We start from the raw sequence: 24,813 nt of genomic DNA on the forward strand, positions 1-24,813 counted from the left end.
CACGTGCACCTGCGTCGCCGCTCCGCCCTTGCGTCCGGACAGCGCTCAGGTTGTCCGTAGGACAGCGGTGGTGCCGTTGCGGCCAGGTGCAGGAGCCGGGGATCGCAGGTCACGGCTGCGTCCTGCGGCGTAGAGCCCGGGTGGAACACCCAGGTGGCGCTTGAAGTGCCGGTTCAGGTGTGCCTGGTCGTAGAAGCCGACGGCCGGGGCGACGTCGGCAAGCCGTTGCCCGGCAAGCAGCAGCAGCCGGGCCCGCTCCACGCGCCGTCCGGTGAGGTAGGTGTGCGGCGGTAGCCCGTACGCCTGTCGGAAGCAGCGGATGAGGTGGGTGGGGTGGGCGCGCAGGAGCACGGCCGCCTCATCGAGGGTCACCCCCGTACGGAGGCTGGAGTCCAGGAGCTCGCGCAGGGCGGCGGCGAGCCGCCCCGCCTCACGGCCCGGCGTCCTGGACCGTGGTGACGCGCCGAGGTGGGACAGGAGGCGTTCACGGACGAACACCAGCCGGGACTCCGCCTCGAACACGTCGCCTGCGGCATCGAGTGCATGGTGCAACTGGTGGAGGCGCCGGTGCAGCGCCGCGTCCGCATGGACCGGGACATCGACCGCGGCCCCGGCGAGCCGGCCGGGCAGCACCTGGGCGTCGAGGTACAGCACTCGCTTGCGAAACCCCGAGGCGTTGACCGTCCTGCCGTCATGGGGCACTCCGGGCGGCAGCAGGACGACCGTGCCGGACCCGGCGGCGCCGTGCCGCCGGCGATCGACGGCGAAGTCCACGCAGCCGTCGTCGAGGATCATCAAGTCCCAGGTGTCGTGGGTGTGCACCGGGTAGGCGTGGTCGGTGAAGTGGGCGTGGAAGACCTCGGTGATCCCGGCGACCCCCGGGTGCCAGGCACTGATCCGGGTTCGGGGTCGTCGGCTCGCCGTGGAGCTGCTCATGCCAGGAACGTACAAGACCGGCCGCATCCGGCGGGGCACGCTCGTGGCATGAGCAACACGATCAGGCCGACGTCGGCCATCAACCTGACGCACAAGCTCTCACTGTTCAGCGAGCTGTGGACACAGAAGAAGATCGCTGACCTGAACGACTACGAGGTCAAGCTCGCCAAGCTGAAAGGGGAGTTCGTCTGGCACAGCCACGAGGACACCGACGAGATGTTCCTCGTCCTCGGCGGGCGTCTCACCATCCAGCTCAGGGAAACCGACGACGTCGTGCTGGAGTAGGGCGAGCTGTTCGTGGTGCCGCGCGGGGTGGAGCACCGCCCGGTGGCCGAGGAGGAAACAGCCATCCTGCTGCTCGAACCGGCTGGGGTTCTCAACACCGGTGACGCGGGCGGGCCGATGACCAGGCCTGCCGAATCCCTGGAGTGAACTGCGAGCAGTGCCGGGCAGTTGGGGGCACGCCCTGAACAGGGGTGGGATTCGGGTGAGACAGGGCGGTACACGCGGGCCGACGGTCTACGCCGCCTTGTCCTCGGCCTGCTCATGGGCGGGCCCGAGCGCCATCCGCGCATCGACCACGTCCGTCGTCGAGGTCGCCCAGTACGGATGCGTGCTCACCGTGACCGACAGATCGATCAGCCGTCGGCGCAACCTCTGCACCTCCGCCGCCTGCCCGGCGGTGCAGCCCGGACTGTCGGGAAGGGACACCCCCCGGTCACCGGGTACGTGCTTCTCGCTCGTCCGGCCGGGCTCCGGAATCGCCGACCACGGCATGGCCTGACACCGCGCCGCGTACTCAGCACGCGTTCGGTGCAGGTCGAGCTGCGCGGCGCGCAGGTCGTCGGGGAAGCCGTACGTTTCAGCCACACCAGAATAATACATCTGTTCGATTTCAAGAACCCAGCAGCGCATGCCCGGGTGTGTGCCGGCAAGAGCCGCGGTCGGCCCCGTTCCGTGAACGCTCACCGGTGACGGCCGCCCGTGGCGGCCACAACGCTGTCGCAACGGCTGCCGCACCGAGTCGTTCAGCGGTACCAGCGACCGAGACCGGAATAGAGTGGTATGAGGTGGTAGGAGCGACATCCGGGAGGCCGTCGTGAACGCTCTCCGCTTTGTAGTCGAACCGGACGAGGGAAAGTCGATCTGGCTCGGGGGCATTGGGGTCGACTTCAAGATCTGGGCCGAGGAAACCGGTAAGCAGTTCTCGATCGTCGAGCACCCGATCGAGCCGGGCCGTCTCGTGCCGCCACATGTGCACAGCCGTGAAGACGAGTTCTCCTACGTCCTGCAGGGCCGGGTCGGTGCACGGGTGGGCGCTCAGGAGGCCACAGCGGGTCCGGGCTCGTACATCCTCAAGCCACGAGGGATCCCGCACACCTTCTGGAACGCCGGACCGGAACCGGCGAGGATCCTGGAAATCCTCTCCCCGGCAGGCTTCGAGCGATTCTTCGACGAGATGGGCACGCTCGCCGAAACGGCCGCCGATCCCGCAGAGTTCAACCAACGACGCGCGGAGCTGGGCAAACGGTTTGGTCTCGAGTTCTCGGACGAGTGGGTCGCCGAGCTGACCGACAGGTACCAACTCAAGCTCGTCGGTGAGTAATTACTCCGATCCGGCAGGATGACACGGCACGGCCGATGGACTCGAGCCTGAGCCGCGCAGCCTTCTACCGCATGCGGGCCGTGCGTCCGTACATGCATGCCTCGCATGCTTGCTCAACCCCATGACCTCCGGCCGCCCGACGGGCAGGATTGGACGTGACCGCGTCCGGAGCGCGGCGGCCCGGCTGTCGGGCGAGCAGCGGCATCAGGGGGCACAGTGGGGCACCACAACGCGCAGGACGCCCGCGAGAGGTGGGCGGAAGAGGCCTACTCGGTGCTGGTCGATGTGGCGCGTACGTATCACGCGGTCATCACCTACAAGGAGCTAGCAGCGGAGATACAGGAAAGGTCAGGCATCCGCACCAAGGCCCTGCTCCACAACTGGATTGGCCCTGTCCTGGGAAGGGTTGTCCGTGAAGCGCACCGAAGAGGCGATCCGCCACTGACCGCACTCGTCGTGCACACCGACGACGGCATGGTGGGCGTGGGCTACAAGGAAGTTCTGGAGGCCGCGGGACAGCCGCCGGTACACGGGGTGGAGGAGCGCGAACGGCATGCTGCCGAAGCGCGACTGACCTGCTACCAGCGTTTTGGCGCGACCCTCCCTCCCGACGGAGGGATCGCCGCTCTTGCTCCTAGGCATCAGGCAGCCATCGAGCGCCGGCGCGGCCGAACCGCGGAACCGCCCCCCGTGTGCACCGGCTGCTTCGTTGAGCTTCCGGCGACGGGCGTCTGTGACTCCTGCGGATAATCGGCAGCCTTGCAGTGGGCACCCGTTGCACCAGCTGACGTGGGCTTTCTCCGCCGACTGCTCTGCCTCCGTCCCGCGAAGGGACAGCCCGTAGCCGTGCACGAGGCTGCCCCACTGCCATCGCCACAGGTGAGGGACGCCGTACGCCTGATAGGCACTGTGGACCGGCAGTGGGGTCAGTCCTGGCAGGGGAACGAAGTGGGCCGTACGCCCGCGGACCTCACCCGCGACGCCCATCGCCGCCTCGCCCGCCTTTCACCGTGTCAGGTCTTCCATAGCTGCCAGAGCCACCAGCCCCGCATGGCGCCGTGGCGGGCGTAAGCCCCCACCGTGAACCCCAGGATTTGGCCGTAGGCCGCTGTTTCCCACGGGTCGAACGTCACACTCGGCCCAAGGCCCACCTTGGCCACCGAAATGATCCCTATCTCTGCGTGCTCAGCCTCGTGGCGGGCGAGCCCAACGTGGACACACACGTCCCAACCTTCGGGTGGAGGGGGGATCTGGAGGCCCTTGATCTGGACGGTCGCAGTGGCGGTGGGATACGCCGTGTACGAGCCGTCATCAGGGTGGAACGCGTCGATGGGCCTTGACTCTTCCATGATGAGCGTGGACATACAGACCTCCGTCATTTCCCGCGGCAGCGTTCCAACGCTTTCGAAGGAAAATTGGTTGCTCGCTCGAATCGTCCAACTCCCAGGCGTATAGACAAGCCTCAGACGACTACGCCATTCGTGCCACTCGGTATCTGCCAAACGGGTGAGCAATGCGTTGCGCACCCGGGGCCGTTCGTCGACCGCTGTATGAGCTCACCCGCTGGCACTACGGCCGGGTGACGGACGAGCGGCAGCTGGCGTCCTCCCAGCAGTGCCGCTCGCTTTCCGACTGTGCGAGTGGCCGTTCGTGGGCGTTCATGGATGGCCACTCGGCAGCTCCGAGAGGGCCGGCGTACGGCGGTGAACTACGGCGGGCGTGAGCTTCGGGCAGTGCGCCGGCGGAAGGATCGCGGGCAGGCCTCTGCCGAGCTTCGCCGAAAGACCGGGCACACCCCGCATGCGCAGACGTTCCGAACCGAGACGCTCGCCGAGGGCCGGCGGGCGGACCTGCTCAGGGCATCCCACGCAGGCGAACCCTTTGATGAGGTGACGGACGTACCTGTCCGGGAGCTGCACCAGCGAAACGATGTGAGCCGGCGCCAGCACGCCCGCGACTACGTCGAGTTGAAGTGGCCGCACTCCCCCGGGTCCACCCGGCGGACGCTCTCCGAAGCCATGGCGACCATCGCGCCGGCGCTGGTCACAGATATCAAGGGCATGGCCGACGCCAGGACCGTACGCACCGCGCTGTACAGCTGGGCCTTCAACGTGACACGGCGTACCGAGGAGCCCCCACCTGAAGGTGCCAAGGTCCTTGCCTGGTTCGAGCGCAAGTCACTGCCCGCATCCGCGCACCGGCCGACCGCATGCGCGTACGGGCTGCACTCGATGCCCTGACCAAGAAGCTGGACGGCGCCACCACATCCGCTTCGACCATTCGCAGGAAGCGAGCGAGACCGGTGCGGGCTCAAGCACCGTGCCGATCCCCCCTGACCCGGTCGCCCTGCTCCGCCGGCACATCGTCGCCTACGGAGTGGCTCCCGATGGTCGGCTCTTCCGCACACAGCGCGGTGGGCTGATCCAGGGACACCGGATACGGGGAGGGGTGGGCAGAAGCGTCAGCACATCGCCACGTACGGCGTTGCCCCCGACGGTCGGCTGTTCCGGACGAGCCGCGGCGGGCTGCTCCAGGAGACCCGATACGGAGAGGTCTGGGCGCGGGCGCGGAAAGACGTGCTGACCGAGCAGGAGAACGCCTCGCTCCTCGCTCGTCGCCCGTATGACCTACGCCACGCAGGAGTCTCCTTCTGGCTCAGTTCCGGCGTGGACCCCATGGAGTGCGCGCGGCGGGCCGGCCACACGATCGCGGTTCTGTTCCGGTCTACGCGAAGGTGCCGGCACAGACGCAGGAGCGCGCGAACCACCGGATCGACGCCGCGCTGCGGGAGTGGAACGAGCCGGAGTGAGCTCCCCCTGGGGGACAGGTGGGGGACACGACCTGATCAGAGTCGGGATACCCGCGATATCGAGTGAGACAAGCCGCCATTCCGGTGAGCTCTCCCAGGCATGTCCCGAGCATGCAGAAACCCCCGTTGACTTGCTATTTCAGCAGGTCAACGGGGGTTTCCCGTCCTGTGGCGGTGCCAGGGTTCGAACCTGGGTAGGCTGAGCCGGCAGATTTACAGTCTGCTCCCTTTGGCCACTCGGGCACACCGCCTCGAACAACGCCTCGGAGCCCGGTCTCAGGGCTCCTTGGCGACGACGTAAACGATACCCGATGACCAGGGGTGCTCCGCCACCTGATTGATCAGTGCTCGCGGCGGGCAGCGGTGGCTAGGCTTTGTGCCGTACCCACCACATACGACGCAAGGAGCCACACGTCATGGCCGACTCCAGTTTCGACATCGTCTCGAAGGTCGAGCGGCAGGAGGTCGACAACGCCCTCAACCAGGCCGCCAAGGAGATCTCCCAGCGTTACGACTTCAAGGGCACGGGTGCCTCGATCTCGTGGTCCGGCGAGAAGATCCTCATGGAGGCGAACGGCGAGGAGCGGGTCAAGGCGATCCTCGACATCTTCCAGTCCAAGCTGATCAAGCGCGGGATCTCACTGAAGTCGCTGGACGCGGGAGAGCCGCAGCTCTCCGGCAAGGAGTACAAGATCTTCGCCACCATCGAGGAAGGCATCTCCCAGGAGAACGCCAAGAAGGTGGCGAAGATCATCCGCGATGAGGGCCCGAAGGGCGTCAAGGCGCTTGTCCAGGGCGATGAGCTGCGAGTCAGCTCGAAGAGCCGGGACGACCTGCAGACCGTGCAGGCGCTGATCAAGGGCAAGGACCTCGACTTCGCGGTGCAGTTCGCCAACTACCGGTAGACGGTTCGCCGCTGTGTGCAGCGGTTCATGAGCGGGGCGGGGCGTGCCGGTCGGTGCGGGCCGTCCCGCCGTCGTATGTGATGTCCGAATACCGCCGGTCGCGGCGCGGCACGGGTTGCAGACTCGTGGGTACGGGATGTGATCGGGCCGCCTCCGCGGTCCGCCGGGCAGGGAGTGTGACGAGTCATGACGACGGTGTACGCGAGGGTCGGCAGCCCGCTGGGTGAGCTGCTGCTGGTCGGCGAGGAGCGGGCCTGTACGGCGGATGGTGTGGCGCTGGTGTCGCTGTCCCTGCCCGGCCAGAAGGGTGCCGCGGTCGTGAAGGACGGATGGCGGCACGCGCCGGAGCTGTTTGCCGGTGTTGCCGGGCAGCTGGCGGCGTATTTCGAGGGGCGGCTGACCCGGTTCGACATTCCGTACGCGGACGGCGTGGGTACGGAGTTCCAGCGGCGGGTGTGGAAGGCCGTGGATGCCATTCCGTACGGGGTGACGGTGTCGTACGGGCAGATCGCGGAGCAGGTGGGTTCCGTGGGGGCCGGGGTGCGGGCTGTCGGGACGGCGATCGGGCGCAATCCGCTGCTGGTCGTGCGGCCGTGTCACCGGGTGATCGGTGCGGACGGGGCCCTGCGTGGCTATGCGGGCGGCGTGGAGCGCAAGGAACAGCTGCTGGGGCTGGAGGGTGCCCTGGCGGTGGGGCGCTGAGGGCGGCGGGCCGGGTGGTGCCGGGCGGGGTTGTGTCGTCACCGGACGGACTGTTCCCGAGGCCGCGCAGGGTGGTTGCTCCGGGGGCTGTGCATGTACCGGGGTGGTTGTCGCCGGAGCGGCAGCGGGAGTTGGTGGCAGCGTGCCGGGAGTGGGCGCGGGGGCCCGTCCCGCTGCGGCGCACCGCGCTGCCGGGTGGTGGGGTGATGTCGGTGCGGACCGTGTGTCTGGGGTGGCACTGGCTGCCGTACCGGTATGCGCGCACGGCGGACGATGTGAACGGTGCGCGGGTCGCGGAGTTCCTGCAGTGGCTGGTCGAGTTGGGGCGGGCAGCTGTGGCGGAGGCGTACGGGGATGCGGAGCGGGCCGAGGCGTACGCGCCGGATGCGGCGTTGGTCAACTTCTACGACGGCGCGGCGAGGATGGGGATGCACCAGGACAGGGAGGAGCGGTCGGACGCTCCTGTGGTGTCGCTGAGTCTCGGCGACGCGTGTGTGTTCCGTTTCGGGAACACGGAGGACCGGGGGCGGCCCTACACGGATGTGGAGCTGGTCTCCGGTGATCTGTTCGTGTTCGGCGGTCCGTCGCGTTACGCGTTCCACGGGGTGCCGCGGGTGTTCGAGGGGTCGGCCGGTCCCGCGTCGGGGATGCGGGCCGGCCGGCTCAATCTGACGTTGCGCGAGACCGGGCTGGGCGGGACCCGGCGGGGCGAGCGGTCGGGGAGGTAGCTCAGCGGCGCTCGCGCGAGTTGCCGAACAGCAGCCGGTAGGCGACGAGCAGCACCAGCGACCCGGCGATGGCGGCGATCCATGTCGCGGTGTCGTAGAAGTCCGTGCTGATGGGGCGGTCCAGGAAGCGGGAGGAGAGCCAGCCGCCGAGGAAGGCGCCCACGACGCCTATGAGGGTGGTGCCGATGATGCCGCCGGGGTCCCGACCGGGGAGAAGGAGCTTGGCTATGGCGCCGGCCAGGAGTCCGAGGATGATCCAACTGATGATGCTCATGGTCGCGAACCTACCCGCCACATCGTCGTGCAAGCCAGGACGGTTGTGGGATGGGTGCAGTTGCCGCGCGGGGTGCCGGGTTACCTCGAGGCGAAAGGCTGGTCGGTGCGGACGATCTCCTTGCCGAAGGGCATCAGGGAGACCGGGATGAGCTTGAAGTTCGCTACGCCCAGGGGGATGCCGATGATCGTGATGAACAGGGCGATGCCGGTGCAGATGTGGCCGAGGGCGAGCCACCAGCCTGCCAGGATGACCCAGAGGACGTTCCCGATGAGCGAGCCGCCTCCGGCGTCATGGCGGTCGACGACGGTGTAGCCGAAAGGCCAGAGGGCGTAGACGCCGATACGGAACGCGGCCAGGCCGAAGGGGATGCCGATGATCGTGATGCAGAGGAGAAGTCCCGCGGCCATGTAGCCGAGGAACATCCAGAAGCCGCACAGGACCAGCCATATGACGTTCAGGATTGTCTTCATGGTCGATAACCTGCCATCTGCTCGAGTCGGGCGATGCGTTCCGCCATGGGCGGGTGGGTGGAGAACATCTTGGACGCGCCCTGGCCGGGTCGGAACGGGTTCGCGATCATCATGTGGCTTGCCGTTTCGATCCTGGGTTCGGGCGGCAGCGGAAGCTGTTTGGTGCCGGCGTCGAGCTTGCGCAGGGCGCTGGCGAGTGCAAGCGGGTCGCCGGTGAGCTGGGCTCCGGAGGCGTCCGCCTCGTATTCGCGGGAGCGGCTCACGGCGAGCTGGATGACGGTGGCCGCGAGCGGACCGAGGATCATGATCAGGAGCATGCCGACGATGCCGGGGCCTTCGTCGTCGTTGGACCGGCCCACCGGGATCAGCCAGGCGAAGTTGACCAGGAACATGATGACGGAGGCCAGGGCGCCCGCGACCGATGAGATGAGGATGTCGCGGTTGTAGACGTGACTCAGCTCGTGGCCGAGAACGCCGCGCAGTTCGCGTTCGTCGAGGATCTGAAGGATGCCTTCGGTGCAGCAGACTGCGGCGTTGCGCGGGTTGCGGCCGGTGGCGAAGGCGTTGGGTGCCTGCGTCGGGGAGATGTAGAGCCGGGGCATGGGCTGACGGGCTGCGGTCGAGAGCTCGCGGACGGTGCGGTAAAGCTGCGGTGCTTCGAACTCGCTGACGGGCCGGGCACGCATGGCGCGCAGGGCGAGCTTGTCACTGTTCCAGTACGCGTAGGCGTTGGTGGCGAGCGCGACGAGGAGGGCCACGATCAGGCCGATGCGTCCGAAGAAGCTGCCGATGACGATGATGAGTGCGGACAGGCCCCCGAGGAGTACGGCGGTTTTCAGCCCGTTGTGCCGGCGGTGCACGGTACGCCCTCCAAGTGGTGCAGCAGGGGAACCCTTGCTTGGTGGTGCTCCACTCCCCAGTGGAGCCTCCCGTACTGGTCAACGCGAGGCGAGGGGAGCTAGTTCCCTTGTGCGTGGGGCCGCAGGCAAAGGCCGAAGGGGCGGATCCGGCTGGATCCGCCCCTGGACCATACGGGTGGTGTGGTGGGCTTTCGGCGGCCTTGGGGACTGCCGGTGTGCTTCCGCTGCCTCGCCTTGTGGGGGCGTGCCCGGTCAGCGCTGAGCGGGAAGGCCGGCGAGTGCGCGTGCCTCGGAGTCCGGCTCGACGTCGCTGGTGCAGTGGGCACAGCGGGTGGCGACGGCGGGGATCTCGGTGAAGCAGCGGGGGCAGTCGCGAAGGGCGGCCTTGATGTCGGCCTTCGTTTCCTCTTCCTTGGCCGTGAAGCGGTTCTGGACCTTGGCCATGGGCAGGACGACGAGGAAGTAGAGGACGGCGGCGGTGATGAGGAAGGCGATGGCGGCGCTGATGAAGAGACCGTAGGGGAAATGCGTGCCGTCGACGGTGAAGGTCGCCTTGCTGAAGTCGCCGGTTCCGCGGGTGAAGAGCCCGATGAGAGGCACGATGAAGGCGTTGCTGAAGCCCGTGACCACAGCGGTGAACGCAGCTCCGACGGCGAGGCCGATGGCCATGGAGATGACGTTCCCGCGCAGGATGAAGTCCTTGAACCCGTTCAGCACCGCTTTGGCTCCTCTTTGCTCTTTTCGTGACGCTTCCAGGCAAGACCATGCCCTGTCCGGGTCTTCGCGGGCAAACCGATCTTGCGAAGGTCAGAAGAGGCTGACCGCGGCGAAGCGGAGGACGAGCTGCGGTGCGCCGGAGAGTGCGATGCCGGTGAGTGCCGTGAGGGCGATCGCGGTGGTGAGGGATGCGGGGACGTGGTGTTTGTGGGGGGTGGCGGTCTGCTCGTCGCCGGGTGTCGTTTCGGGGGTGCGGAAGAGTGCCGCCGTCCACTGAAGGTAGTAGTAGAGCGCGATCACGACGTTGACGGCCATGACGACGGCGAGCCAGCCCAGCCCGGCGTCGACGGCCGAGGAGAAGACGGTGACCTTGGCGAAGAGGCCGATGATGCCGGGGGGCAGGCCGGCCAGGCAGAGCAGGAAGAAGCCCATGGAGAGCGCGGCAAGGGGCCGCGTGGCATAGAGGCCGCGGTAGTCGCTGAGGCGGTTGCCGGGGTGCGTACGGGCGACGAGGGCGACGACGGCGAAGGCGCCGAGGTTCACGACGGCGTACATGAGGGCGTACGCGACGGTGGCGCCGATCTGTTCGTCGCTGGAGTACGCGGCGGCGGCGATCGGGACGAGAAGGTAGCCGGCCTGGCCGACGGATGACCAGGCGAGGAGGCGTACGGCGCTGCGGGCACGGGTCGCGGTCTGCCGGAGTGCGGCGACGTTGCCGATGGTCATGGTGAGGGCGGCGAGTACGGCGAGGGCGGGTCCCCAGACATCGGCGTAGGACGGGAAGCCGATGACGGTGACGAGGATGAGGCCGGAGAAGCCGACTGCCTTGCCGACGACCGAGAGGTACGCGGCGATGGGGAGGGGGGCTCCGACGTAGGTGTCGGGGACCCAGAAGTGGAACGGTGCGGCGGCTGTCTTGAAGGCGAAGCCGACCAGGGTGAGGACGACGCCCGCCTTGGCGAGGGTGTCGAACTGGCCGGGTACGTCGTCGAGGCGGTCGGCGATCTCCGTCAGGTGCAGGGTGCCGGTGGTCGCGTAGACGAAGCTGACGCCGAGGAGCATCACGGTGGTGGCGACGACGGAGGAGAGGAAGAACTTCAGCGCGGCTTCGGAGGAGCGCCGGTCGCCGCGCTTGATGCCGACGAGGGCGAAGGCGGGGAGCGAGGCGACTTCGAGGGCGACCACGAGGGTGGCGAGGTCGCGGGCCGCGGGCAGGAGGGCGGCGCCGGCTGCGGAGGACAGCAGCAGGAACCAGAATTCGCCCGCCGGGAGCTTGCGGGTGTCGCTGATCGAGAGCAGTGCGGTGAGCAGGGCTCCGCCGAGTACGAGGGCCTGGATGACGAGGGCGAAGTGGTCGGCGGTGTAGCTGCAGGCCTGGGTGTCACCGGTGAGGCAGAAGGTGGAGCGGTCTCCGGCGCGGAGCGGGATGAGGAGGGCGAGCGCGGCGACGAGCCCGGCGATGGCCCCGTAGCCGAGGAGCGGCTTGCGCTGTTCGCTGACGAAGAGGTCGGCGACGAGGACGGCGAGGGCCACCACGGCGGCGATGACGGGCGGTGCGATCGCGAGCCAGTCGACGGACTGGACGAGGCTTGCCGCCCCGGTTGCGCTGTCGGCTGCCACGGTCACGACTTGCCTCCTGCGAGGAGCTTCTGCACGGCCGGGTCGGTGAGGCCGAGGAGGACGGCGGGCCAGAGTCCGGCGAGGACGGTGAGGGCGGCGAGCGGGGCCCAGGCGGCGAATTCGTAGCTCTGGATGTCGGCGATCTGACGCGGTTCTTCGCGGTTCCCGCCCGTTTCGGGGGTCCCGCCCATGCAGACGCGGCGTACGACGATGAGCATGTACGCGGCGGTCAGCAGGGTGCCGAAGGCGCCGATGGACATGAAGGTGAGGAAGGCGGGGCGGCTGAGGCCTTCGGCGGGGTCGAATGCGCCGAAGAGGGTGAGCATCTCGCCCCAGAATCCGGCGAGGCCGGGGAGGCCGAGCGAGGCGATCGCGGCGAAGGCGAGGAGGCCGCCGAGGTGCGGGGCACGGCCGTAGAGAGCGGCTCCGGTGGCTCCGGCGAGCGTGTCGAGGTCCGCTGTGCCGTAACGGTCCTTGACGGCGCCGACGAGGAAGAACAGCAGGCCGGTGATGAGGCCGTGGGCGATGTTGGCGAAGAGTGCGCCGTTGACACCGGTGGGCGTCATCGTCGCGATGCCGAGGAGCACGAAGCCCATGTGGCCCACGGAGGAGTAGGCGATGAGGCGCTTGAGGTCGCCCTTGGCGCCGGGGCGGGCGAGGGCGAGGCAGGCGAGGGATCCGTAGATGATTCCGACGACGGCGAACGCGGCGAGGTAGGGCGCGAAGGTCTGCATCCCGTCGGGCGTGATGGGGAGCAGGATACGGACGAAGCCGTACGTTCCCATCTTCAGCAGGACGCCGGCGAGGAGGACGGATCCGACGGTCGGCGCTGCGGTGTGGGCGTCGGGGAGCCAGCTGTGCAGCGGCCACATCGGGGTCTTCACCGCGAGGCCGATACCGATGGCGAGTACGGCGATGACCTGCACGGATGCGGTGAGCCCACGGCCGTTGTCAGTGGCGAGTGCCACCATGTCGAAGGTGCCGCTCTTCAGGCCGATGAGGAGCAGTCCCAGCAGCATGAGCACGGAGCCGAGCAGGGTGTAGAGGATGAACTTCCAGGCGGCGGGCTGCTTCCGGTCGCCGCCCCAGCGGGCGATGAGGAAGTACATCGGGATGAGGACCATCTCGAAGGCCAGGAAGAACAGCAGCAGGTCGAGGACGGCGAAGGTCGCGAGGGTGCCGGACTCGAGGACGAGGACGAGTGCGACGAAGGCCTTCGGGGAGGGGCCGTCGGGGAGCTTGAAGTAGCTGTAGAGCGCGCAGAGGAAGGTCAGCAGCGCGGTCAGTACGAGAAGGGGGAGCGAGATGCCGTCGGTGCCGAGGTGGATCCGCACGTCGAGTGCCGGGATCCAGCTGATGTCGGTGGTGGCCTGCATCTTCGACGGGTGGTCGTGGTCGAAGCCGGCGGCCAGGACGAGCGCGGCGATGAGGACGGCGCCGGTGACGGTCACGCCGTGGCGGAGCACGGCCTGGTCGGGGTTCCTGCCCTTGAGTCCGGGCGGTGCGGGCAGGAGCGCGGCGGCGGCGCCGAGGAGCGGGCCGACGACGATGAACGCCAGAAGGAACTGCATCACGGACGCGCTGATATCGATCACGGTTCACGCCCCGGCGTTGACGTTGGCAAAGACGACGGCGGCGATCGCCAGGACAAGGGATCCGGCGAGCAGCGCGCCGAGGTAGGTCTGCACGTTGCCGGTCTGGGCCCGGCGGACCATGGTGCCGAGTCCGCGGGCGAGGCTGCCCGAGCCGCGGACGTATGTGTCGACGACCTCGCGGTCCAGGAAGCGGACGAGGCGGGCTGCGGCCTGGACAGGGCGGACGAAGAGCCTTGTGTACAGGGCGTCGAGGTGGAAGCCGGTGACGGCGTGCCGGTGGAGGGGGCCGAGGAGGAGGCGGCCGGGGTCCGAGGGGTCGGGGGCGTCCGCGATGGTGCCGTAGGCGGCGGTGTGCGAGGTCATCGCCTCGACCTCCACCAGGGCGGGTTCTGCGTCGGGGTGGGCGGCGACCGCGCCGACCGGGGGACGGTCGGCCATGGCTGTGGTGTGGCGCCAGGCCCCGTAGGTGACGAGTCCGCCGACGAGGCCGACCCCGGTGGAGAGCACGGCGGTCGTGAGGGACGGGGTGAGGCTGTGTCCGTCGAACCAGTCGGCGATGGCACCGACGGTGAGGCCGAAGGCGATCGTGGGGACGGCGAGGACCCAGAGCACGGAGGTCATCGCGACGGGCTGTTTGCCGTGGTCGGGAACCTCGGTGCCGCGCCCGCGGAAGGCGAGGAGCCACAGGCGGGTGGCATAGGCGGCGGTGAGGACGGCGGCGAGGAGCCCGGCGACGAGGATCGTCCAGCCCGCGGCGGCGGGGGCCACGTCACGGTCGCCGAAGGCGGTGTGCTCGGCGGCGACGAGTACGGCTTCCTTGGAGAAGAAGCCGGCGAACGGGGGGATGGCCGCGAGGGCGAGGAGGGCGACGGTCATCGTCCAGTAGGCGTCGGGGACGCGCTTGGTCAGGCCGCTCATGCGGGACATGGTTGCCAGTGAGTTGGTGCCCGCGGCGTGGATGACGACGCCTGCGGCGAGGAAGAGGACCGCTTTGAACGCGCCGTGCGACATGAGGTGGAAGACGGCGGCACCTCGGTCGCCGACGGCCAGGGCTCCGGACATGTAGCCGAGCTGTCCGATGGTCGAGTAGGCGAGGACGCGTTTGATGTCGTCCTGCGCGAGAGCGGCCAGTCCGGAGCCGATCATCGTGATGGCGGCCATCACGGCGAGGACGACGAGCGCTGTGCCGGATGCGGCGAAGACGGGGAGGAGCCGGGCCACGAAGTAGATACCTGCGGCGACCATCGTCGCGGCGTGGATGAGCGCGGAGACCGGGGTGGGGCCGGCCATCGCGTCGGGCAGCCACGTGTGCAGGGGGAACTGCGCGGATTTGCCTGCGACGCCTGCGAGGAGCAGCAGGGCGATGAGGGTGGGGTGGTCGAGTCCGCCGTTGGTGACGGCGGCGAGGATGCCGGTGATGCGGAAGGTCCCGGTGTCGGCGGCGAGTGCGAACAGGCCGATGAGGAAGGGGACGTCGCCGAGCTTGGTGACGAGGAAGGCCTTCAGGGAGGCGGCGCGGGCCTCGGGCGTCTCCCAGTAGTGGCCGACCAGGAAGTACGAGCAGATGCCCATGATCTCCCAGCCGACCAGGAGCACCATCAGGTCGCCGGAGTAGACCACGAGCAGCATCGCGGAGGTGAAGAGGGAGACGAGGGCCGCGTAGGAGGGGTAGCGGGCGTCGTCGCGCAGGTAGGCCGTCGAATAGATCTGCACACAGGTGGCGACGAGTGCGACGAGTACGGCGACGAGGACGGCGAAGCCGTCGAGGTACAGGGCGAGGTCGATGGGGACCGAGCCCGTGGGGGTGAGTTCGGTCGCGGCGACGATGGCCGGGCCGCCGCCCTGGCGTACGGCGACGACGACGGCGATGACGCCTGCGGCGAGCGTGGGCAGTACGGCGAGGGGGCGTGCGAAGCCGGTCCTGCCGAGGAGGAGTCCGGCGGCGGCACCCAGGAAGGGGAGGAGGGGGACGAGAACGGCGAGGGTCGTGGTGGTCACGCGGTGGCCTCTGCCTTCTTTGCCTTCCCTGCCGAAGCAGTGGCCTGGTCTGCGGTGCCGTGGGCGGCGTCGTCGGTTTCCTCGTCGCCGGGGAGCGTCTCGGCCTCGTCGGTCTCCGCGGTGTCGCGGAGGCGGTCGACGTCCGAGCTGCCTCGGTTGCGGTAGACGGCCAGGACGATCGCCAGGCCGATACCGATCTCGGCTGCGGCGATGGCGATGATGAAGAGGGTGAGGGCCTGGCCCGAGTGGAGCGCGTCGCGGAGCCAGACGTCGAAGGCGACCAGGTTGAGGTTGACGGCGTTGAGCATCAGCTCGACGGACATCAGGACGAGGATCGCGTTGCGGCGGGCGAGGACTCCGTACAGCCCGGTGCAGAAGAGGAGGACGGCGAGCACGGCGGGATAGGCGAGGTGCATCAGCTCTTGCCCTCTCGGTCCTTGCGGGACAGGACGATCGCGCCGACGAGGGCGGCGAGCAGCAGGACGGAGAGCGCCTCGAAGGGCAGTACCCAGTGCCGGAAGAGGAACTCGCCGGACGCCTTGGTGGAGCCCTGGGCCGGCCCGTCCAGATCTATCCAGGTCGTACGGAAGGCGTCCACGACGACCCAGACGAGGGCGGCTGCCGAAGCCGCGGCCACGCCGAGGGCGATCCATCGGTTGCCCGAGTCGGCGTCCGGCGAACGGCCGATGGGGGCCCTGGTGAGCATCAGCCCGAAGAGGAGGAGGACGACGATGGAGCCGACGTAGATCAGAACCTGCACCCAGGCGATGAACTCGGCCGTGAGCAGGAGGTATTCGACGGCCAGACCGCCGAGCGCCACGACGAGCCAGAGAGCGGCGTGCACGAGCTGCCTGGTGGTGACGGTGATGAGCGCGGCGCCGAAGGTGGCGAGTCCTACGAGGAGGAAGGCGATCTCGACGCCGGTCGGGGAGAGGAAGCCGGGGTGACCGGCGGCCGCTGCGAGGGTCACTCCTGTCCCCCCTTTTCCACGTCCTGTTCGGCGGCCTGCTCCGGAGTCCGTTCCGCGGCCTGTTCCGCTTCCTGCGCCGACCGGAGCTTCTCCGCCGTCTTGCGGGCGGCTGCGATCTCCTTCGGCTCCTCCGCTGCCGGGTCGAGGGCGGGCGGCTCGGGCACGGTCCACATCCATTCGCGGAGCTTGTCGCGCTCGTGGGTGAGTTCGTGGATGTCCGTCTCGGCGTACTCGAACTCCGGTGACCAGAACAGTGCGTCGAAAGGACACACCTCGATGCAGATACCGCAGTACATGCACAGGGCGAAGTCGATCGCGAAGCGGTCCAGGACGTTGCGGCTGCGCTCGCGGCCACCGGGAGCGGCAGCGGGCACGGTCTCCTTGTGGGAGTCGATGTAGATGCACCAGTCGGGGCACTCGCGTGCGCAGAGCATGCAGACGGTGCAGTTCTCCTCGAACAGCCCGATGACGCCGCGGGTCCGGGGCGGAAGTTCGGGCTGGACGTCCGGGTACTGGGCGGTGACCGTGCGCTTCGTCATGGTCCGCAGGGTGACGGCCAGGCCCTTGGCCAGGCCTGAGCCGGGGATCGGAGGCACTAGTTGATCGCCACCTTCACGATGCCGGTGAGCGCGATCTGCGCGAGAGCGAGGGGGATGAGCGTGGTCCAGGCGAGCTTTTGCAGCTGGTCCTCGCGCAGACGGGGATAGGTCACGCGCAGCCAGATGACGACGAAGGCGAGGACGGCCGCCTTGAGCAGCGTCCAGACCCAGCCGAGCCCGTCGGCGCCGAGCGGACCGTGCCAGCCCCCGAGGAAGAGAACGGTGGTCAGACCGCACAGGACGACGATTCCGGCGTACTCGGCGAGCAGGAACAGAGCGAAGCGGAGACCGGTGTACTCGGTGTACGCACCGAAGATGATCTCGGAGTCGGCGACCGGCATGTCGAACGGCGGACGCTGGAGTTCGGCGAGGCCGGCCACGAAGAAGACCAGGGCGCCGACGATCTGCCAGGGCAGCCACCACCACTCGAAGGCGTTCAGGATGCCGGGGAGCGAGACGGTGCCGGCCGCCATGGCCACGGAGGCGGCGGCGAGCAGCATCGGCAGTTCGTACGCGAGGAGCTGGGCGGCGGTGCGGAGGCCGCCGAGGAGCGAGAACTTGTTGGCCGAGGCCCAGCCGGCCATCAGCGAGCCCAGCACCCCGATGCCCATGACGGCGAGCACGAAGAAGATACCCGCGTCGATGACCTGTCCGACCGCGCCCTCACTGGGGCCGATCGGGATGGCGAGGAGCACGAGGAGGTACGGGAGGAGGGCGACGGCGGGGGCGAGCTGGAAGATGCGGCGGTCGGCATCGGCCGGGACCACGTCCTCCTTCTGCGCGAACTTCACCCCGTCCGCGACGAGCTGGGCCCAGCCGTGGAACCCGCCCGCGTACATGGGGCCGAGCCGGCCCTGCATGTGGGCCATCACCTTGTGCTCGGCCTGTCCCACGACGAGCGGGACGACCATGAACACGGCGAAGACGATGACGAGCCGGATGGCGACGTCGAGTACGTCGTTCACGCGGTATCGCCTCCGGCGGGACGGTCGGTTCGGGGATCGGGCTCGGGCTCGGCGTCGGGGTCGGCGTCGGGCTCGGCGTCGGGGTCGGCGTCGGGCTCGGCGTCGGGGTCGGACTCCGGCTCGGCGGCTCCGGGCTCAGGCCGCGGTCCGGAGCCCGGAGCCGGCGCGGCTCCGCTCTGCGGAGCCGGCGCGGGCCGCGCTGCAGCCTCGGGTGCGGGCCGGGTGCCGGCTTCCCGCGCAGGGCCGGGCGCGGGCGCGGTGCCGGGCGCGGGCGCTAGGCCGGGCTCCGGCGCAGGGCCGGGCTCCGGCTCGGGCTCGGGCTCGGGCTCGGTGGCCTGGTCCGGGGCGTTCTCCGGTGCGGGACCGGCGCCGGGTGCGGAGGCGGTGGGCTCGGGCGAGTCCGTGGCGCCGCTGTCCGGGGCGTCATCGAAAGCGGGGCGTGCGTGGTGCCAGGGTGCGTCCGTGCTGCGGACAGCACGAGGCGCCCGCGTGCTCTTCGGCTCGGTGCCTGCCTCCCCGGCTTCGGCCGGGGCACCTGCCGCGTCCCCCTCAGTGGCCGGCGGCGCTGCGGGCTGCGCGGCGTCGGAGGGTGCGGTCTGCCGACCGCTGTCGGACCCGGTGGGTTCCGGCGCTCCGGTGGGCGGTGCCGCCTCCGGGCCGGTGGCCGCCGGTGGGGGCCCGGTCGGAGGTGTCGGCCCGGTGGCCGGGGCGGTAGCTTCCGCGGGCTGGCTTGCCGAGCCCTGGGAGACGCTGCGGCTGCGGCGCTGCGGCGCAGCCTGCGGGGTCGCGGTGACATCCGGCGCCGCGGCATCCGGCATCGTGGCATCCGGCGCCGTGGCATCCGGCGTTGCGGGCCGCTGCGCCGCCGAGCCTTCGCTCGCGCTGCGGTCCCGGCGTACGGGACGGTCGCCCGCCGCCCGGGCTGCCCTGGCCGGGCGGACCGGGGCAGGCGGGAGCTGGCCTTTGAGCGGGCCCCACTCGTTGGGGTCGGGGACACCCGGAGGAAGCATCGTGCGCCGCTTGGGCCCCCCGTGTTCGGACTCGCCCGGCTCCTTCGCACCGGGCCAGGCCTTGGCGACCCGGGCAGCCAGGATGAAGTCCTTCCGCAGCGGGTGGCCTTCGAAGCCCTCGGGCAGCAGCAGCGGAACCAGATGCGGGTGGTCCTCGAAGCGGATGCCGAACATCTCGTGCGTCTCGCGCTCGTGCCAGGCCGCGCCCGCGTACACACCGATGGCGCTGGGCAGTGCCGGGGCCTCGTGCGGGACCGTCGTACGGACCAGCAGGCGCCGGACCCTACCGGTGCGCGGAGCGGCGACATGGGCGCAGACGAGGAAACCGGTGCCCGGTTCGTCGACCGCGCTCAGCCAGTCGAAATAGCCGCAGCCCAGCTCGTCGCGGGCCGTTTCGAGAGCGGCGATCCAGGAGGAGGCGGGAACGTCGACGGTCAGCAGGTCGTACGCGTACGCAGCCGTGGCGTCCTCGCCGAAGATGTCGGCGACGGCATCCGGCAGCCGGTCGTACGTGTCCGCGGCGGTCACTTCTGTTCCTCCCCCGGTGCTTTCGGGGCGGCGACGAGACCGCTGCGCAGCGCGGCGGTCGAGGGGCGGGCCGTGTCCTCGGTGGCGTACCGCTCGGCGAGCGACTCCCGGGCGATCTTCTCCTGGAGCTTGAGGATGCCCTGGAGCAGGGCTTCGGGCCGGGGCGGGCAGCCGGGTACGTACACGTCGACGGGGATGATCTGGTCGACGCCCTTCGTCACGGAGTACGAATCCCAGTACGGGCCGCCGCAGTTGGAACAGGCGCCGAAGGAGATGACGTACTTCGGTTCGGGCATCTGCTCGTAGAGCCGCTTCACGGCCGGGGCCATCTTGTCCGTGACGGTGCCGGAAACGATCATGAGGTCGGCCTGCCGTGGGCCCGGGGCGAACGGGATCACGCCGAGCCGGATGAAGTCGTGGCGCGCCATGGAGGCGGCGATGAACTCGATGGCGCAGCAGGCGAGTCCGAAGTTGAAGACCCAGAGGCTGTAGCGGCGGCCCCAGTTGAGGACCACCTTCATCGGTTCGGGCGCGAGCCGGGACAGTACGCCGAGCTTCTTCGGCCCGGGCAGCAGCGTCGGGTCGGGCAGCGGAACGGGAGGTTCGGGGTTCGGCCGGCTCGTCACGCCCATTCGAGGACGCCCTTCTTCCATGCGTAGAGCAGTCCTACGGCCAGGAAACCGAGGAAGATGAACATTTCCACCAGCGTCGTCGCACCGTATCCGGGCGCCGCGAACACCGTTGCCCACGGGAACAGGAAGATCGAGTCGACGGCGAAGATCACATACAGGAAGGCGTAGACGTAGTAGCGGACCTGGGTGTGGGCCCAGCCCTCCCCCACGGGGTCCACGCCGCACTCGTAGGTGAGGAGTTTCTCCGGCGTCGGGACCACGGGCCTGAGCAGTCGGCCGGCCCCGAAGGCGACGGCGACGAACAGCACGCCGACCAGGGCGAGGAGCCCGGCCACTGAGTAGCTCTGGAAGTAGTCCGACGCGAGAACGGTCGGTCCCGGCACGTCCGCCACGTCCGCCCCTCGCTCCTTCAGCCTGTCCGACGGTCTGTACGCACGGGAGTCTAGGCCCTGTTAAAGAGAGGGTAAGCAGCCGCGTCGGACAAGTGGTGGGGTTATCCCTACTTCGCCCCACCCACGAACCCCATGGCGTGCGCGGGTCCGGCCCGGCAGGCTGGGCGTATGACCATGAGCCCCGCCCTGCCGGACAACGACCGGCCGCCGCCCGCGCGCTTCGCCTTCGACCGGCAGACGTGGAAGGAGATCGCGTATCTCCTGGCCAACCTTCCGATGGCAATTGCCGGATTCGTCTACACGGTGTTCCTGGTAGGTGTGGGCGTGGGACTTTCCGTCACCGTGGTCGGTCTGCCGTTGCTCGCCCTCGGACTGCAGGGCGCGCGGGGGCTCGGCCGGGCGGAGCGGGGCCGGGCGCGGGGGATGCTCGGGGTGCGGATCGATGAGCCGAGCCCGATGCCGCGGAGCCGCAGCGACCGGGGATTCTTCTCCTGGCTGTGGTCGGGGCTGAGGGATCCGGTGGGCTGGCGGGCGTTGTTGTTCTCGTTCATGCGGCTGCCGTGGGGTGTGGCGACGTTCGCCGTGGCGCTGGTGAGCCTCTTCGTGCTCTGGCCGGTGCTCCCCTTCATCGCTCGGGGGCTGACGAACGCGGACCGGGCGATGGTGCGGGGGCTGCTCTCTCCCTCCGACGAGCTGGAGTCCCGGATCGCCGAGCTGGAGTCGGACCGTGGGGTGGTCGTGGACACGGCCGCCGCGGACCTGCGCCGCATCGAGCGGGACCTGCACGACGGCGCCCAGGCCCGCCTCGTCGCCCTCGCCATGGACCTCGGCCTGGCCAAGGAAAAACTCACCGACGACCCCGAAGCAGCAGCCCGCATGGTCGACGAAGCCCACGGCGAAGTGAAGGTCGCACTCCAGGAACTCCGCGACCTCGCCCGAGGCATCCACCCCGCCGTCCTCACCGACCGCGGCCTGGACGCCGCCCTCTCCGCCATCGCCTCCCGCTGCACCGCCCCCGTGAACGTGTCGGTGGCGCTGCCGGGACGGCCTGCGGAGGCCATCGAGGGCATCGCCTACTTCACGGTGTCCGAGCTGCTCCAGAACGTCAGCAAGCACAGCCGCGCCCGGTCGGCCTCCGTCGAGGTGTGGCGCTCGCAGGAGCGGCTGCTGATCCAGGTGACGGACGACGGGGTCGGCGGTGCGCGGCTGGACGGCGGCACGGGCATGGCGGGGCTGGCGGAACGGCTGGGCGCGGTCGACGGGCTGTTCGTCCTGGACTCTCCGGAGGGCGGGCCCACCACGGTCACGGCGGAGCTGCCGTGGCGCGACCGCGTGGACGCCGCGCCGAAGAGCGTCTGACCGCGCTCCGCGGGTGGAGGGGTGGGGAAAACCCCCGGCCGGATACGGAGACCGCCCTCATGGTGCGGATCCCCCCGACGCAGCAGTCTTGAGATATCAGCCGTTGTATCGGCCCGCGGGGAGCTCCCGCTCAGAAGAAGCGGGGAGCTCCCGCCCAGAAGAAACGGACGGACGCCACTGATGGCCACGGCATACGGACCGGACACACGGGACCACCACAGGCCCGGTGCCGGATCGGGCGGCTACCCCCCGGAGAAGCATGTCCTCCCGGCGGCGCTGCGTGCGCCCTTCGAGGCACGGACGTGGCGCGAGCTCGCCTATCTGGTACTGAGCCTGCCGATCAGCGTGGTGCTGTTCAGTTTCGCGATCACCATGATGTCGCTGGGCCTGGGCATGCTGATCACTTTTCTCGGCATTCCGATACTCGCCGCGGGTCTGGTCATGTGCCGCGGCTTCGGTGCGGTGGAGCGTGTCCGTGCGCGTGGGCTGCTGAAGCTGGAGGTGGCCGATCCCGCGCCGGTACGGGGGAGGACGGGCGGCCTGATGTCCTGGGTCGGTGCGGTACTGAAGAGCGGGGTGTCCTGGCGGCACCTGCTCTACGCACTGCTGCACCTCCCGTGGGCCCTGTTCGCCTTCGTCGTCTCGGTGACGTTCTGGACGTACGGGTGGGGCATGTTCACCTATCCGCTGTGGCGTTGGGTCTTCCCGACGTACGCGGGTATCGACGGCATCCAGCTGTACGGCGACAGCACCCATCACGTCTATCTCGACTCCCCCTTCGAGATGGCGGTCACCAGCGGTCTCGGGCTGGTCCTCGTCCTGGTCACGCCGTGGATCATCCGTGGGCTGACGTCCGTGGACCGGGTGATGGTCGGTGGCCTGCTCGGCCCCTCGCGGCTGGCGACCCGGGTCTCGGAGCTGGAGTCGGACCGTGGGGTGGTCGTGGACACGGCCGCCGCGGACCTGCGCCGCATCGAGCGGGACCTGCACGACGGCGCCCAGGCCCGCCTCGTCGCCCTCGCCATGGACCTCGGCCTGGCCAAGGAAAAACTCACCGACGACCCCGAAGCAGCAGCCCGCATGGTCGACGAAGCCCACGGCGAAGTGAAGGTCGCACTCCAGGAACTCCGCGACCTCGCCCGAGGCATCCACCCCGCCGTCCTCACCGACCGCGGCCTGGACGCCGCCCTCTCCGCCATCGCCTCCCGCTGCACCGCCCCCGTGACGGTCGTGGTGGACCTGGAGTCGCGGCCCGCCCAGGCCATCGAGGGCATCGCGTACTTCACGGTGTCCGAGCTGCTCCAGAACGTCAGCAAGCATGCGCAGGCCACTCGCGCCGGGGTCGATGTGTGGCGCACGGCGGACAGGCTGATGCTCCAGGTGACGGACGACGGGCACGGCGGAGCCGACCTCGCGTCGGGCAGTGGTCTGGCCGGTCTGACCGAGCGACTGGGCGCGGTGGACGGCATCCTCGTCGTGGACTCGCCCGCCGGAGGCCCGACGACGATCACGGCCGAGCTGCCCTGGCGGGGCTGAGACGTTCCCGGCCACGCTCGAGCCGTCCCACTGCAGCGCCCCGGCCGCCTCGACGGCGGCCGGGGCGCTGCAGTGGGCGTGGACGGCGGTCGAAAGCTGCCTGTACGGCCCATCCGGGCGCCGATCCTGGGATGCTTGACGTTGCAGGACGGCGCGTACAGCGGCGTATTACGCGGATCACCATCACACGTGAACATGGACAGTGGGGGACACAGCGTCGTGGAGGAACGAGTGCGGGTTGTCATTGCCGAGGACTCAGTACTGCTTCGGGAGGGACTCACCCGGCTGCTGACCGATCTCGGGCACGACGTCGTCGCGGGGGTGGGGGATGCCGAGGCGCTGATCAAGACCGTGAGCGACCTCGCCGCACAGGATGCGCTGCCCGATGTGGTGGTCGCCGATGTACGGATGCCCCCGACCCACACCGACGAGGGAGTGCGGGCCGCCGTGCGGCTGCGCAAGGAGTACCCGGACATCGGGGTGCTGGTCCTCTCGCAGTACGTCGAGGAGCGGTACGCCACCGAGCTGCTGGCCGGCAGCAGCCGGGGGGTGGGTTACCTGCTGAAGGACCGGGTCGCCGAGGTCAGGGAGTTCGTGGACGCCGTGGTGCGTGTGGCCCAGGGCGGGACCGCACTGGACCCCGAGGTGGTGGCGCAGCTTCTGGGCCGGAGCCGCAAGCAGGACGTGCTGGCGGGGCTCACGCCGCGCGAGCGGGAGGTCCTCGGTCTGATGGCGGAGGGACGGACGAATTCGGCGGTCGCCAAACAGCTGGTGGTCAGCGACGGCGCCGTGGAGAAGCACGTCAGCAACATCTTCCTGAAACTGGGCCTGTCACCCAGTGATGGAGATCACCGGCGTGTTCTTGCTGTTCTCACCTATCTCAACTCGTAGTGATCCGACGATGTAGCGGCAATGAAGCGAAATCCCAGGCCTGGAACGAAAGGATGAGTGCCGGAGGCGTTCATCCGACGGCTGGGGGGTCCGAGAAATATGGCAAAGCGTGACGATCCCATCTCTCAAAAACGCGTCCACCATATGATCGGTCCAAGGAAGGCGACCCTTACAGAAGTAGGGTGGGGCCTGGACCGCCGGCGGGCCGGCCGGTCCCGAGCCGCCGCCCCGAGGGAGGTCCAGTTCAGTGACCAGCCAGGTCAGTAGCCCAGCCGGAAAGACCGATGAGGCCAGCGAGGCTGTCGTCGGGGAGCAACGCGCCCCCCAGTCAGATCAACCGGGCGCCACTGAGAAGGAAATCCGCCGCCTGGACCGGGTGATCATTCGTTTTGCGGGTGATTCGGGTGATGGTATGCAGTTGACGGGTGACCGGTTCACGTCGGAGACGGCGTCGTTCGGGAACGATTTGTCGACGCTGCCGAACTTCCCGGCCGAGATCCGGGCGCCTGCGGGCACGCTGCCGGGTGTGTCGTCGTTCCAGCTGCATTTCGCGGACCACGACATCCTGACTCCGGGAGACGCCCCGAATGTACTGGTCGCGATGAACCCCGCCGCGCTGAAGGCGAACATCGCCGATGTGCCGCGGGGGGCGGACATCATCGTGAACACCGACGAGTTCACGAAACGTCCGATGGCGAAGGTCGGTTA

At 69.2% G+C, this 24,813-nt stretch carries 28 protein-coding genes and 1 tRNA gene; 11 read left to right on the forward strand and 18 right to left on the reverse strand.

All coding sequences use genetic code 11. From position 1 onward, the window contains the following. Positions 1-45: 45 nt before the first annotated feature. Positions 46-936: a helix-turn-helix domain-containing protein gene (locus tag ACFWBQ_RS29120; RefSeq protein ID WP_385501966.1), complete on the reverse strand. Its 891-nt coding sequence runs from the start codon at positions 934-936 to the stop codon at positions 46-48. Between the two features lie 48 nt (positions 937-984). On the opposite strand from ACFWBQ_RS29120, the gene ACFWBQ_RS29125 reads away from it, so the two are divergent. Further along, complete coding sequence (locus ACFWBQ_RS29125; RefSeq protein WP_385501968.1) at positions 985-1,221, forward strand: cupin domain-containing protein; 237 nt, start codon at positions 985-987, stop codon at positions 1,219-1,221. 234 nt (positions 1,222-1,455) lie between these two features. On the opposite strand, the gene ACFWBQ_RS29130 is transcribed toward ACFWBQ_RS29125, so the two are convergent. Beyond that, positions 1,456-1,806, reverse strand: a complete 351-nt coding sequence (locus ACFWBQ_RS29130) for a hypothetical protein (RefSeq protein WP_385501971.1) — start codon at positions 1,804-1,806, stop codon at positions 1,456-1,458. 229 nt (positions 1,807-2,035) lie between these two features. On the opposite strand from ACFWBQ_RS29130, the gene ACFWBQ_RS29135 reads away from it, so the two are divergent. Together ACFWBQ_RS29135 and ACFWBQ_RS29140 are read left to right on the forward strand one after the other, a co-directional pair. Further along, entirely contained in the window at positions 2,036-2,542 is a 507-nt protein-coding gene (locus ACFWBQ_RS29135; protein ID WP_385501973.1) for a cupin domain-containing protein, read from the forward strand. A gap of 216 nt (positions 2,543-2,758) precedes the next feature. Beyond that, positions 2,759-3,292 (forward strand): hypothetical protein, encoded by a 534-nt coding sequence (locus ACFWBQ_RS29140; protein ID WP_385501977.1) that lies wholly within the window; start codon positions 2,759-2,761, stop codon positions 3,290-3,292. A 263-nt stretch (positions 3,293-3,555) separates the two neighbouring features. Here ACFWBQ_RS29140 and ACFWBQ_RS29145 read toward each other — a convergent pair whose 3' ends face one another. After that, complete coding sequence (locus ACFWBQ_RS29145; protein WP_385501981.1) at positions 3,556-3,906, reverse strand: hypothetical protein; 351 nt, start codon at positions 3,904-3,906, stop codon at positions 3,556-3,558. A gap of 525 nt (positions 3,907-4,431) precedes the next feature. Between ACFWBQ_RS29145 and ACFWBQ_RS29150 the strand changes: the two genes are divergently transcribed. Further along, on the forward strand, positions 4,432-4,782 hold the full coding sequence (locus tag ACFWBQ_RS29150) for a hypothetical protein (protein ID WP_385501985.1): 351 nt from the start codon (positions 4,432-4,434) through the stop codon (positions 4,780-4,782). 738 nt (positions 4,783-5,520) lie between these two features. Here ACFWBQ_RS29150 and ACFWBQ_RS29155 read toward each other — a convergent pair. Beyond that, a tRNA-Tyr gene (locus ACFWBQ_RS29155) sits at positions 5,521-5,602 on the reverse strand. Between the two features lie 165 nt (positions 5,603-5,767). Between ACFWBQ_RS29155 and ACFWBQ_RS29160 the strand changes: the two genes are divergently transcribed. From ACFWBQ_RS29160 to ACFWBQ_RS29170, 3 genes are all read left to right on the forward strand, one after another. Beyond that, entirely contained in the window at positions 5,768-6,256 is a 489-nt protein-coding gene (locus ACFWBQ_RS29160) for a YajQ family cyclic di-GMP-binding protein (RefSeq protein ID WP_056796691.1), read from the forward strand. Between the two features lie 186 nt (positions 6,257-6,442). After that, positions 6,443-6,958 carry a methylated-DNA--[protein]-cysteine S-methyltransferase gene (locus ACFWBQ_RS29165; RefSeq protein WP_385501989.1) on the forward strand — a complete coding sequence of 172 codons (516 nt, stop codon included), beginning with the start codon at positions 6,443-6,445 and terminating at the stop codon, positions 6,956-6,958. 17 nt (positions 6,959-6,975) lie between these two features. Beyond that, positions 6,976-7,686 carry an alpha-ketoglutarate-dependent dioxygenase AlkB family protein gene (locus ACFWBQ_RS29170; protein WP_385502043.1) on the forward strand — a complete coding sequence of 237 codons (711 nt, stop codon included), beginning with the start codon at positions 6,976-6,978 and terminating at the stop codon, positions 7,684-7,686. Between the two features lies 1 nt (position 7,687). On the opposite strand, the gene ACFWBQ_RS29175 is transcribed toward ACFWBQ_RS29170, so the two are convergent. The 14 genes from ACFWBQ_RS29175 to ACFWBQ_RS29240 form a co-directional block, all read right to left on the reverse strand. Then, positions 7,688-7,960: a GlsB/YeaQ/YmgE family stress response membrane protein gene (locus ACFWBQ_RS29175; protein WP_385501992.1), complete on the reverse strand. Its 273-nt coding sequence runs from the start codon at positions 7,958-7,960 to the stop codon at positions 7,688-7,690. 80 nt (positions 7,961-8,040) lie between these two features. Next, positions 8,041-8,433 carry a YccF domain-containing protein gene (locus ACFWBQ_RS29180; protein WP_385501996.1) on the reverse strand — a complete coding sequence of 131 codons (393 nt, stop codon included), beginning with the start codon at positions 8,431-8,433 and terminating at the stop codon, positions 8,041-8,043. Beyond that, positions 8,430-9,293 (reverse strand): zinc metalloprotease HtpX, encoded by an 864-nt coding sequence (gene htpX, locus ACFWBQ_RS29185; RefSeq protein WP_385501998.1) that lies wholly within the window; start codon positions 9,291-9,293, stop codon positions 8,430-8,432. The genes ACFWBQ_RS29180 and htpX overlap by 4 nt, the downstream gene beginning before the upstream one ends. 252 nt (positions 9,294-9,545) lie before the next feature. Further along, positions 9,546-10,010: a large conductance mechanosensitive channel protein MscL gene (mscL, locus tag ACFWBQ_RS29190; protein WP_385501999.1), complete on the reverse strand. Its 465-nt coding sequence runs from the start codon at positions 10,008-10,010 to the stop codon at positions 9,546-9,548. 90 nt (positions 10,011-10,100) lie between these two features. Continuing rightward, the gene (locus ACFWBQ_RS29195; protein ID WP_385502000.1) at positions 10,101-11,636 is read right to left on the reverse strand and encodes an NADH-quinone oxidoreductase subunit N; all 1,536 of its coding nucleotides are present in this window, start codon (positions 11,634-11,636) and stop codon (positions 10,101-10,103) included. Then, positions 11,633-13,201, reverse strand: coding sequence for a NuoM family protein (locus tag ACFWBQ_RS29200; protein WP_385502046.1), 1,569 nt, complete (start codon positions 13,199-13,201; stop codon positions 11,633-11,635). The genes ACFWBQ_RS29195 and ACFWBQ_RS29200 overlap by 4 nt, the downstream gene beginning before the upstream one ends. A 27-nt stretch (positions 13,202-13,228) precedes the next feature. After that, positions 13,229-15,223: an NADH-quinone oxidoreductase subunit L gene (locus ACFWBQ_RS29205; protein ID WP_385502001.1), complete on the reverse strand. Its 1,995-nt coding sequence runs from the start codon at positions 15,221-15,223 to the stop codon at positions 13,229-13,231. After that, on the reverse strand, positions 15,220-15,639 hold the full coding sequence (nuoK, locus tag ACFWBQ_RS29210; protein ID WP_385502002.1) for an NADH-quinone oxidoreductase subunit NuoK: 420 nt from the start codon (positions 15,637-15,639) through the stop codon (positions 15,220-15,222). Before nuoK ends, ACFWBQ_RS29205 begins: the two co-directional genes overlap by 4 nt. After that, positions 15,639-16,193: an NADH-quinone oxidoreductase subunit J gene (locus tag ACFWBQ_RS29215; protein ID WP_385502003.1), complete on the reverse strand. Its 555-nt coding sequence runs from the start codon at positions 16,191-16,193 to the stop codon at positions 15,639-15,641. The genes nuoK and ACFWBQ_RS29215 overlap by 1 nt, the downstream gene beginning before the upstream one ends. After that, entirely contained in the window at positions 16,190-16,789 is a 600-nt protein-coding gene (locus ACFWBQ_RS29220; RefSeq protein ID WP_385502004.1) for a NuoI/complex I 23 kDa subunit family protein, read from the reverse strand. The genes ACFWBQ_RS29215 and ACFWBQ_RS29220 overlap by 4 nt, the downstream gene beginning before the upstream one ends. Beyond that, positions 16,789-17,757, reverse strand: a complete 969-nt coding sequence (locus ACFWBQ_RS29225; protein WP_385502008.1) for an NADH-quinone oxidoreductase subunit H — start codon at positions 17,755-17,757, stop codon at positions 16,789-16,791. The genes ACFWBQ_RS29220 and ACFWBQ_RS29225 overlap by 1 nt, the downstream gene beginning before the upstream one ends. Continuing rightward, positions 17,754-19,295, reverse strand: coding sequence for an NADH-quinone oxidoreductase subunit C (locus ACFWBQ_RS29230; protein WP_385502013.1), 1,542 nt, complete (start codon positions 19,293-19,295; stop codon positions 17,754-17,756). The genes ACFWBQ_RS29225 and ACFWBQ_RS29230 overlap by 4 nt, the downstream gene beginning before the upstream one ends. Continuing rightward, complete coding sequence (locus tag ACFWBQ_RS29235; RefSeq protein WP_385502018.1) at positions 19,292-19,927, reverse strand: NADH-quinone oxidoreductase subunit B; 636 nt, start codon at positions 19,925-19,927, stop codon at positions 19,292-19,294. Before ACFWBQ_RS29235 ends, ACFWBQ_RS29230 begins: the two co-directional genes overlap by 4 nt. Next, complete coding sequence (locus ACFWBQ_RS29240) at positions 19,918-20,319, reverse strand: NADH-quinone oxidoreductase subunit A (RefSeq protein WP_385502022.1); 402 nt, start codon at positions 20,317-20,319, stop codon at positions 19,918-19,920. Before ACFWBQ_RS29240 ends, ACFWBQ_RS29235 begins: the two co-directional genes overlap by 10 nt. A 168-nt stretch (positions 20,320-20,487) precedes the next feature. On the opposite strand from ACFWBQ_RS29240, the gene ACFWBQ_RS29245 reads away from it, so the two are divergent. The 4 genes from ACFWBQ_RS29245 to ACFWBQ_RS29260 form a co-directional block, all read left to right on the forward strand. Beyond that, complete coding sequence (locus ACFWBQ_RS29245) at positions 20,488-21,678, forward strand: sensor histidine kinase (protein ID WP_385502026.1); 1,191 nt, start codon at positions 20,488-20,490, stop codon at positions 21,676-21,678. Positions 21,679-21,858: 180 nt separating this feature from the next. Beyond that, positions 21,859-23,214: a sensor histidine kinase gene (locus ACFWBQ_RS29250; RefSeq protein WP_385502028.1), complete on the forward strand. Its 1,356-nt coding sequence runs from the start codon at positions 21,859-21,861 to the stop codon at positions 23,212-23,214. A 195-nt stretch (positions 23,215-23,409) separates the two neighbouring features. Then, positions 23,410-24,105: a LuxR C-terminal-related transcriptional regulator gene (locus tag ACFWBQ_RS29255; protein ID WP_385502048.1), complete on the forward strand. Its 696-nt coding sequence runs from the start codon at positions 23,410-23,412 to the stop codon at positions 24,103-24,105. Between the two features lie 247 nt (positions 24,106-24,352). Next, the coding region (locus ACFWBQ_RS29260) for a 2-oxoacid:acceptor oxidoreductase family protein (protein WP_385502032.1) at positions 24,353-24,813 on the forward strand (461 nt) is incomplete at its 3' end.

This window comes from Streptomyces sp. NPDC060035 (assembly GCF_042736635.1).
In the GTDB taxonomy this organism is placed as follows: Bacteria; Actinomycetota; Actinomycetes; order Streptomycetales; family Streptomycetaceae; genus Streptomyces.

Bases quoted from the DNA above. Each gene is read 5' to 3' on its own strand.
- ACFWBQ_RS29120 (WP_385501966.1), bottom strand. From the start codon at position 936: ATGAGCAGCTCCACGGCGAGCCGACGACCCCGAACCCGGATCAGTGCC.
- ACFWBQ_RS29125 (WP_385501968.1), top strand. From the start codon at position 985: ATGAGCAACACGATCAGGCCGACGTCGGCCATCAACCTGACGCACAAG.
- ACFWBQ_RS29145 (WP_385501981.1), bottom strand. From the start codon at position 3,906: ATGTCCACGCTCATCATGGAAGAGTCAAGGCCCATCGACGCGTTCCAC.
- ACFWBQ_RS29160 (WP_056796691.1), top strand. From the start codon at position 5,768: ATGGCCGACTCCAGTTTCGACATCGTCTCGAAGGTCGAGCGGCAGGAG.
- ACFWBQ_RS29165 (WP_385501989.1), top strand. From the start codon at position 6,443: ATGACGACGGTGTACGCGAGGGTCGGCAGCCCGCTGGGTGAGCTGCTG.
- ACFWBQ_RS29175 (WP_385501992.1), bottom strand. From the start codon at position 7,960: ATGAGCATCATCAGTTGGATCATCCTCGGACTCCTGGCCGGCGCCATA.
- ACFWBQ_RS29180 (WP_385501996.1), bottom strand. From the start codon at position 8,433: ATGAAGACAATCCTGAACGTCATATGGCTGGTCCTGTGCGGCTTCTGG.
- ACFWBQ_RS29200 (WP_385502046.1), bottom strand. From the start codon at position 13,201: ATGCAGTTCCTTCTGGCGTTCATCGTCGTCGGCCCGCTCCTCGGCGCC.
- nuoK (WP_385502002.1), bottom strand. From the start codon at position 15,639: ATGCACCTCGCCTATCCCGCCGTGCTCGCCGTCCTCCTCTTCTGCACC.
- ACFWBQ_RS29235 (WP_385502018.1), bottom strand. From the start codon at position 19,927: ATGGGCGTGACGAGCCGGCCGAACCCCGAACCTCCCGTTCCGCTGCCC.
- ACFWBQ_RS29245 (WP_385502026.1), top strand. From the start codon at position 20,488: ATGACCATGAGCCCCGCCCTGCCGGACAACGACCGGCCGCCGCCCGCG.
- ACFWBQ_RS29250 (WP_385502028.1), top strand. From the start codon at position 21,859: ATGGCCACGGCATACGGACCGGACACACGGGACCACCACAGGCCCGGT.
- ACFWBQ_RS29255 (WP_385502048.1), top strand. From the start codon at position 23,410: ATGGACAGTGGGGGACACAGCGTCGTGGAGGAACGAGTGCGGGTTGTC.